This is a genomic window from Clostridium sp., from assembly GCF_016650095.1.
Taxonomy (GTDB): Bacteria; Bacillota; Clostridia; order Clostridiales; family Clostridiaceae; genus Clostridium_AD.
Window position 1 is genome coordinate 1 of record NZ_JAENWL010000128.1, and the last position, 8809, is coordinate 8809.

Annotated in this window: 8 protein-coding genes; 1 reads left to right on the forward strand and 7 read right to left on the reverse strand. The window is 31.5% G+C overall.

The features are described 5' to 3' along the window. Positions 1-37: 37 nt before the first annotated feature. From JJE11_RS09295 to JJE11_RS09310, 4 genes are all read right to left on the reverse strand, one after another. Complete coding sequence (locus JJE11_RS09295; RefSeq protein WP_291634848.1) at positions 38-1099, reverse strand: hypothetical protein; 1062 nt, start codon at positions 1097-1099, stop codon at positions 38-40. 11 nt (positions 1100-1110) lie between these two features. After that, positions 1111-2598: an MBOAT family O-acyltransferase gene (locus JJE11_RS09300; protein WP_291634850.1), complete on the reverse strand. Its 1488-nt coding sequence runs from the start codon at positions 2596-2598 to the stop codon at positions 1111-1113. A gap of 236 nt (positions 2599-2834) precedes the next feature. Beyond that, positions 2835-3089, reverse strand: coding sequence for a hypothetical protein (locus JJE11_RS09305; RefSeq protein WP_291634852.1), 255 nt, complete (start codon positions 3087-3089; stop codon positions 2835-2837). A 127-nt stretch (positions 3090-3216) separates the two neighbouring features. Continuing rightward, entirely contained in the window at positions 3217-4200 is a 984-nt protein-coding gene (locus tag JJE11_RS09310; protein WP_291634854.1) for a Gfo/Idh/MocA family oxidoreductase, read from the reverse strand. 202 nt (positions 4201-4402) lie between these two features. On the opposite strand from JJE11_RS09310, the gene pknB reads away from it, so the two are divergent. After that, complete coding sequence (gene pknB, locus JJE11_RS09315) at positions 4403-6019, forward strand: Stk1 family PASTA domain-containing Ser/Thr kinase (RefSeq protein ID WP_291634857.1); 1617 nt, start codon at positions 4403-4405, stop codon at positions 6017-6019. A 62-nt stretch (positions 6020-6081) separates the two neighbouring features. Here the strand turns inward: pknB and JJE11_RS09320 are convergent, their stop codons facing one another. The 3 genes from JJE11_RS09320 to JJE11_RS09330 all read right to left on the reverse strand — a co-directional run. Next, on the reverse strand, positions 6082-6447 hold the full coding sequence (locus JJE11_RS09320) for a hypothetical protein (protein WP_291634859.1): 366 nt from the start codon (positions 6445-6447) through the stop codon (positions 6082-6084). A gap of 281 nt (positions 6448-6728) precedes the next feature. Further along, on the reverse strand, positions 6729-7751 hold the full coding sequence (locus tag JJE11_RS09325; protein WP_291634861.1) for a TrkA family potassium uptake protein: 1023 nt from the start codon (positions 7749-7751) through the stop codon (positions 6729-6731). A gap of 168 nt (positions 7752-7919) precedes the next feature. Further along, positions 7920-8809 (reverse strand): TRAP transporter large permease subunit (locus tag JJE11_RS09330; RefSeq protein WP_291634863.1); only part of this gene is annotated, 890 nt, incomplete at its 5' end.

The window sequence follows — 8809 nt, forward strand, 5'->3', positions numbered from 1 at the left end:
AAGACTACTCGTTAAAGTAGCCCTAATCGTATATATTCTATTTGGAAATTTCTTTTTCCTTAATCATTGCAGCCGCTTCTACTTTTGAATAACGGATATAATCAAGATCCCACTGTTTATATTTTACATCATTCCTATGATCCTTTAAAGTATAATTTTCTTTTAGAAATTCTCCCAAATTCAAAGTAACCTTTTTAGCTCCAATAACATTTAGGTGACCCAAATTAAACATATCTGCTTTATAGTTAAATCCTATTTCATCAATCATGTTGCAATAATTAATAAAAGGAATATTATTATTTTTTGAAATCTCTGCCACTTTATTAAACATTTTGGCAGGTTCTTGCTCCCAACTCTTTAAATTAGCAGTCCCATTATAATCATAAGGGACATTGGTAAATACTAATTTAAAACCTTCTTTTTTAGATAAATCAATAATTTTGTTCAGATATTCTTCTGCCTTAGGTTGAAGGTCTCCAATTTCTGTTGTTGAAGTATCTGCGGCTGAAGTATTCTCTTTTTCAAAGGAAGTACGACCAGCATCAAATCCCTTTTGATAATATGTATCTAAAGGCTCAAAATTAAAATCATTTTCTGTTAGCGCTTTCCAACGATCATGATATTTGAAAATTGGAAAAAGATAATTGATCCACTGATTACGTGGCGTGCTATTAATAATCGCATCTACTTTATTTGCAGAAAATTTCAAATTATCCATAGCATTTCTTACATAACCCTCATTACCAAATTGATCTAGTAAACATAAGTAATACAAATCTACAACAACAATTGGATTTTTATGTTTTTTCAATACTTCTTTTAACATATAGTAGGTAACATCTATTGGTTGACCACCCGTAGCATAATTATAGCTTGTTATGCCATGTTCGTTCCATAAAATATTAGGGTCTATTGCAGCATTCATATGGCTTGATCCTAATAATACAACATCAAATTGATCCTCTGTATTAGAATATAATCCTGCTAACAGCTTCGAACGATGATTTGTTTTTAATATAAAAATGGAATTAAGAGCAGTCGTAATTAGCAATAATATAATAACTAAACTACACACTTTTAAAAATGCTTTTTTAACCATGGAAAGTCCTCCTAAAATTGTGAATAAATAAACTGTTGCATGCTAAATCCTGGTCCATACATTCCAAAGACAAGAATAACTAAAACTGCAACCAAATATATACTCCATCTAAACAATATATTTTGTTTAGACAGTTGAATTCGCAGATGTTTTGTTCTTTGCATCATATCCACTGCTAAAACTAATACTATACCGACAATTGCAATTAAAAAATCTTTTGAGTCCAATCCTAACTTGAATATAGAACCATTTATAAGTATCCATGGATTAAAATAAAAAGAGTTTTTAATTATTGTTATTGCACCAACAAATGATTTAGCTCTAAAAAATATCCAAGCGAAATTAACGAGCATAAAATTTATTAGCACTTGAAACAACCTGTAGCTAAATATTTCTGTTTTAATGTTAAAAGTTTTTATAACTTTTTCTCTAAATGGTTTAAGAAGCTTTCCTGCAATCTGATAAAACCCGTGAAGCCCACCCCAAATAATAAAATTAGAGGTGGCTCCATGCCATAATCCACTTAATAAGAACACAATCATAATATTATAATAAGTTCTTAATTTGCCACGCCTATTTCCACCTAGTGGGAAGTATAAATAATCCTTAAGCCAACTAGTGAGTGAAATGTGCCAACGACTCCAAAATTCTTTTATTGATCTTGACAAGTAAGGTTGCTTAAAATTATTAGTTATTCTAAAACCTAAAACCTCAGCTGCTCCTCTTGCTATATCTGAATAAGACATGAAATCAAGGTAGATTTGAAAAGTGAAAAATAATGTAGCTATTATTATTGAGAACCCTTTATACTTGGTTGGATTATTGAAGACAGTATTAACCAGTAAAGCTAATCTATCTGCTACTACTATTTTTACAAAAACACCCCATAACATTAACAATAAACCGTTTTTAACTCTATCATAATCAAAAACATGTTTCTCATCAAACTGATGTAACATATTCTTGGATTTCTCAATAGGACCAGCAACCACTTGTGGAAAGAATGATACAAATAGTGCAAATTTCCCTATATTTTTTTGAGGGGCCACATCTTTTCTATAAACATCTATAGTATAACTTAGTGCTTGAAGTGTATAGAATGATATCCCTAAGGGCAACAAATATCTAAATGTCGGCATATGAATTGAAATACTAAATATATTTAGCACCCGTGTTACGCTATCACCAAAAAAATTAAAATATTTAAACAGAAATAAGATACCTAGATTACTAGAAAAACTCGCAATAACCCATAATTTTTTCATTTGAATAGATTTTTTTTCATCGCTTATTTTATTTGCATTGTCTATTAATAATCCGCTTAAATATGTAATGATAGTAGATGTTGCTATTAACAATGCATATTTAGGATTAACACTCATATAAAATGCATAACTGCATATTAAAAGCCAAACCCAACGGAATTTATGTGGAATTATGAAATATAAAATACAAGTAATCGAAAAAAATATTAAAAAATATAATGACGTAAATTGCATCCATAGCCCTTCTTTCTGTTAATAATTATAAATATAACTTTAGAAATTATATCATAAATGTACTATAACGACAAACACATAATATATATAGTCCTTTGAGACTCAAACGAAGTATAAAAATCAGAAATATTTGTTTAATTTTGAGCATAAATTAAGACTACTAATTAAAGTAGCCATAACCATATATATTTTATTTTTTTCTATTATTTTAGATCTTTTAACTTTCATTTACTCATTTAACTTTCATTGACACCTTCAATATATTCAACATTTTTCAGTTCCGATAAAGCATCTTCTACTGATATATCATCTGCGATTCTTGCAGTAAGAATTAGACCTGTTTTTATATCCTCATGCCACTCGAAATCAGTCATCACACTATCAATGCCTAAATTTTCAGCCATATCTTTAGCACTAGTAGTATCCCTTTTATAATTATCGAGACCATCTTCTGTGATTATAATTTCATAGATTGTACTTTTATTTGACATTCATTATCCCTCCTTAAACTATAATATAATATTTTTTAACTTACTAAATATAATATTCTACAAAAATCTTAAAATATTCCTTTGTTTTTATTTTCCGCATAAAAAGGGGCTGTATCGAAATAATTTTTTATAGCTTCTTAAATTTTTTTAAGATTTCATCCATAACCCAATTGGTCCGTGCTGCACTAATCCCCTTACTCTGGCATACTCCCACGCCGTTAAGCTCGTTTACGATGCCTTGAATCAATTGCTTCTGAATATGAAGAGGCTTTATGATGCTTATTGGAATGACCTCATCAAGTGTTGTCAGTAAAATCGGTTCTGCTCCAAAAGTTGAAAATGATATCTTACCTTTGCTTCCGACAATCTCATTCATATCATAGTCAGAAAAACTTGAGAAGCACCAGGTCCCTGTTCCCTTTACACCTGAAGCGAATGACAAGGAAGCAGTAACAATATCTTCTGCCTCATACAATTTGGCTTGATTTGCTACATAACCACAAGCTTCCTTTATAGGTCCCAGAATATAATCTAAAACATCCAGGGTATGTGAAGCAAGATCCACAAATTGCCCCCCGCCTGAAATTTCAGGAATGAATCTCCATGGCAAGATGCCAGAATTCAAGTTAATTTGGATTGGTTTCTTATATAAAATAATTGAGACGAAACGTATTTCTCCGATTTTTCCGGAATCAATCAGCTCCTTAATCTTGTTAAAGCGGTCCAAGGCCCTTCTATAATATGCAACAAATAATGGTACACCTGCATTTTCACAGGCCTGTATCATAGCTGTGCATTCCTCAAAATTCCGTGCCATGGGTTTTTCAACATAGACCGGCTTTCCCGCTTGTGCACACTTAATTGTATATTCCATATGAAATGCAGGTGGCGTAGCTATGTAAACCGCATCAACATCAGGATCATTAATTAATTTTTCAGCATTATCATACCACTTCGGTACGTTGTGTCGCAGTGCATAATCTCTAGCCAAATCACCATTACGGCGCATTACTGCTACTAATTGTGAATGATTTGCCTCTTGAAATCCAGGCCCACTTTTAACCTCTGTAACGTCTCCACATCCAATTATTCCCCATCGTATCGTCTTCATTTTAACCCACCTCTTTTTTAATATTATAATATATTATAACATCTTTTTATATTGTTTTTATAAAGTGCTTATGTAAATTGCTATATGCTATTCACATTAGAATCTTACGTATAGTAAATACTACCGCTTATAATAGTTAGGTACTCATAAGTATTTATTATGGTATAATATACATATCGCCGTTTTTCATGGGAGGTTAAACATGATAGGAACATTACTACTAAATAGATATGAATTATTAGAGATAATTGGTGAAGGTGGCATGGGAATTGTTTATAAAGCAAAGTGTCATTTGTTAAATAGATTTGTCGCAATAAAGATATTAAAAAAAGAGTTAAGTAGCGATGAAGACTTTGTGTCCAGGTTTAAAAGGGAAGGTACTTCTGCTGCTAGCTTGTCACACGCAAACATAGTGAATGTGCATGATGTCGGTACGGACAACCATACTAATTTTATAGTTATGGAATATATTAATGGAAAAACATTAAAGCAATTAATAAAGGAAAATGTTAGACTTACATCACAGATAACTTTAGAAATATCACTCCAAATAGCCAAAGCTCTTCAGTGTGCTCATAAAAACAATATAATTCATCGAGATATAAAACCAGATAATATCATGATAACGGAAGATAATATAGTTAAAGTTACAGATTTTGGAATAGCTAAAGTAGCAGACTCAAGAACAATGACCAATTCTAGTAAGGTTGTGGGCACTGCGCACTATTTCTCCCCGGAACAAGCAAAAGGAAACGTTGTAGATTGTAGAACAGACATATATTCCTTAGGTATCGTGATGTATGAAATGGTCACAGGTAAAGTACCTTATAATGCAGACAGTGCTATTTCTATAGCTATGATGCATATTCAGGAACCAGTTATTCCACCCAAAGAAATCATCGAAGGTATTCCAGAAAATGTGAATCAAGTAATTTTAAAAGCCATGGAGAAATCACCTATTAAAAGATATCAAACAGCTTCTGAAATGGGAGATATTATCGAATTAATTAAAGAAAATCCCAATTTTAAAGTAATCTCAAATAAAAGGGAAAGTAACACTACAAAGATTATGGGTGCTGCTATAGCTTCTAGTATAAATAATGACTCAACAACGTTTATGAGTCAAGGTACAGCCCCTAAAACCCCTATTATCGAAAAAAATAAAAAAGTGCTATCCAAGAATAGTAACCTCAGCACAAATAAAAAAGCAATGATAATTATAGCATCAATTATTTTAGTTATGGCTATCGGGGTTTTAGTGAAATTTCTATCTGATGGGTCATCTACTAATGCATCAACTCCTATTGTAGAAACTACAAAAGAAAATGAAAACTTACCGGCAACCGATCCACTACCTGAGGTTAAAAATAAATTTGTGCCATCCCTTATTGGAAATACTATAGAAGTCGCTAATCAAAATATACTTAATAATGAATTTTCAATTGGCAATGTTTCAAATAATTTTAGTGACAATATCGCTAAAGGTTTAGTTATTAGTCAATTTCCAAATGTAAATACATCCTATGAAAAAGGTGGCAAAATAGATTTTGTTATAAGCCAAGGAAAAAAAATTAAACAGGTTGCTGTTCCAGAATTAACCGGAAAATCTCTAGATGAGGCTGAAGAAATTCTAGACGACATTCAATTAGAGCTTGGGGAGGAAACCCTTGTAAAAAAAGATAACAAAACTTCTAAGGACAAACATTCCAAAAATGATAACAAAGATGACAACAAGGAAATATTCATGCAAAGTGCTGAGGCCGATACTCTTGTAGATATAGGTACAAAAATAAATGTTTCATATTATGAGAGTAAATGATGAAGATTCTTGGTGGTAAATTTCCAAACACCTTTATTAAACATAGCCTTTATTTTAAATTTTCAATTTATTAAAATAATAGCCCACTTTCCATTTTCTTTTAATACATTTATATTTACTATTCCATCTTTATTAAAGTTGGACTTAAATTCATTACTAAGTGTACTATGATTGGTTTTATCTTCAAATTCTACTTTGTAAGTACAATTTTCTTGTACACCCATATCAAGATAACAATGCTCGTTGGACTTAAGATCACTCCCCCTAACATTGTTTTTATCTACTCTTTGAATTGCTATATTACTAATAATTTCGGAACTTTTATTTGCTATAATTAGATTGTTTTTTGTAGTTTTTTCACCGTAAGCAGATATTGAAATCATTATAAATATGCAAGCTACTAGAGCTAAATATGGTATTCTTTTCATTTTAACCATTCCTTTCATTAATTTAATGTACTTACTTGTATACTGATTGATTTTGTATTTTTTCAGAGCCTTTTCTGTTTTGCAGATAATAAAATCTCTCTTATATATTAGACAGTATTCTATTAAAAAAGTTTCACTCTTTTAAAAAAAATTACTAACTCATGAAGTTAGTAATTTTTTTAGATTAAAGTATTGGTGTTTTAAAGTTTTTATCATCAGTAGCCAATTTTATCAAAAATAAACCTTTGGATTAAATCCAAAGGTTTATTTCAATTGATCTATTAACTTAAATATCTGTGTCCTATATCCTTAGCAATTTTTCTTAGTAGAATTACTTGATCTTCAGTTCCTAAAACTACCATCGTATCACCTATTTTAAGTATCTCGTCTGAACTCGGATTAAAAATTAATTTATCGCTATTATTTTTTTTGATAGCTAAAACTATTAGTCCAGTTTTTTCAGGTATTTTCACCTCTCGAAGAGTCTTATTTACTATAATTGAATTTTCACAAATAACAACATCTTCTAAGTCTAAAATCACTTCTCCAGCATGGGTTATTATATCTAAAAATGCAATCACAGTAGGTCTAAGCATAAGGGCTGCCATTCTACATCCTCCTATTTCATTTGGAGAAATTGTATTGTCTGCTCCTGCTTTTTTAAGCCTTTCATCTGCATTTTTATTTATAGCTCGAGATACAATATATAAATTGTTATTCATTTCTCTTGCCGTTAATACGGTATAGACATTGTCAGCATCCTTAGGTAATGAAGATATAAGGCCCTTTGCATACTTTATTCTTGCCTTATCTAATGTATCTTCCTCCGTTGCATCTCCATGGATAGCATATATTTTATCTTCTATTAGTTCATTTATTTTTTCTTCATCTTTATCTATTACAATAAAAGGGACATTACTTCTTTTAAATTGCTTTATGGCATTTTGTCCTGTTTCACCAGCTCCACATATTATATAATGGTCTTTTAGCTTTGTTATCTGCGATTCCATACGTCTCCTCCTCCAGGCATTTTTTAAATCTCCCTCTAAAAAAGAAGATACTATGCTGGTAAATAAATACCCTACAATACCTAAACTTAAAAAAATAATAAATATGGTGAAAAGCTTAGCTTTTGCATCCATAGTAGCAACTTCCGCATATCCAACGGTTGATATGGTTATCACCGTCATATACAATGCGTCTACAATACTAACATCTAGTAAAAATTTATATCCTATTGTTCCTGTAAGGATCAAAGCTATTAATATGATGATTACAAAATTTATTTTACGGTAACTCTCCATAGCTCTACCCCTTGATCATACTTTATACAATTATACCATAAAAAGTTAATAGGTATGCCCATCAACATTGATTTTGTTTGTTGCTTCAGCATTTGGCAAAAACATTGTCAAAAAAAGAACCCTTTTCACAAAGAGTTCTCTACTAAAATATATTTTTGTTATTTTAAATCATACTATCAAGCCTTTTTTATCATTAGAATTCTTTTTATCCTTGGATCTTTGAACCATATATACACCCACTAAAAAGACTATACCCACTATATTTGATGCTAAATGTGTTGTTATCAATAATACCCCACCTACTGCGAATAGGATACGTTCACCAATTGACATATTTGTTTTAAAATAACCGGTGAGTGCTGATGCAACACATATAATCCCAATTAATGCAGACGCAACAATTATAATCAATTGAAAAGCTGTCACATCAATTAATAGCAATTGGGGACTATATACAAAAATATATGGTATGATGAACGCAGCAACAGCTAATCTAGTTGCCTGTACTCCCGTCCTCATAGGCTCTGACTTTGCTACCCCTGACGCTGCAACCGCAGCTAAACACACAGGTGGCGTAACATCGGCAATAATTCCGAAATAAAAAGCAAACATATGTGCTGCTAGTATAGGCACGTTTAGCATCACCAATGCTGGTGCTGCTATAGTTGCTGTTATAACGTAATTAGCCGTAGTAGGCACCCCAATACCTAATACTATTGAAGTTAGCATGGTAAAGAACAATGTGAGCATAAGATTTCCTTTAGCCATCCCTACCAAAACAGATCCCATTTTTAGTCCTAGACCTGTTTGGGTTACAACACCGATGATAATTCCTGCACAAGCACATGCGGCGATAACCGTTAAAGCACTTTTCGCTCCTTTTTCAAGTCCATCAACAATATCTTTAAAACTTAATCTTGTATCTTTCTTTATTCCAGCTACAACAATAGCCGTAAGGATTGCACCTAATGCAGCTCTAAGAGGTGTATATCCTGCCACTAATAAATACATAACAGTAATAATTGGAATTATAAGGTGACCCCTTGTCTTCATAACAT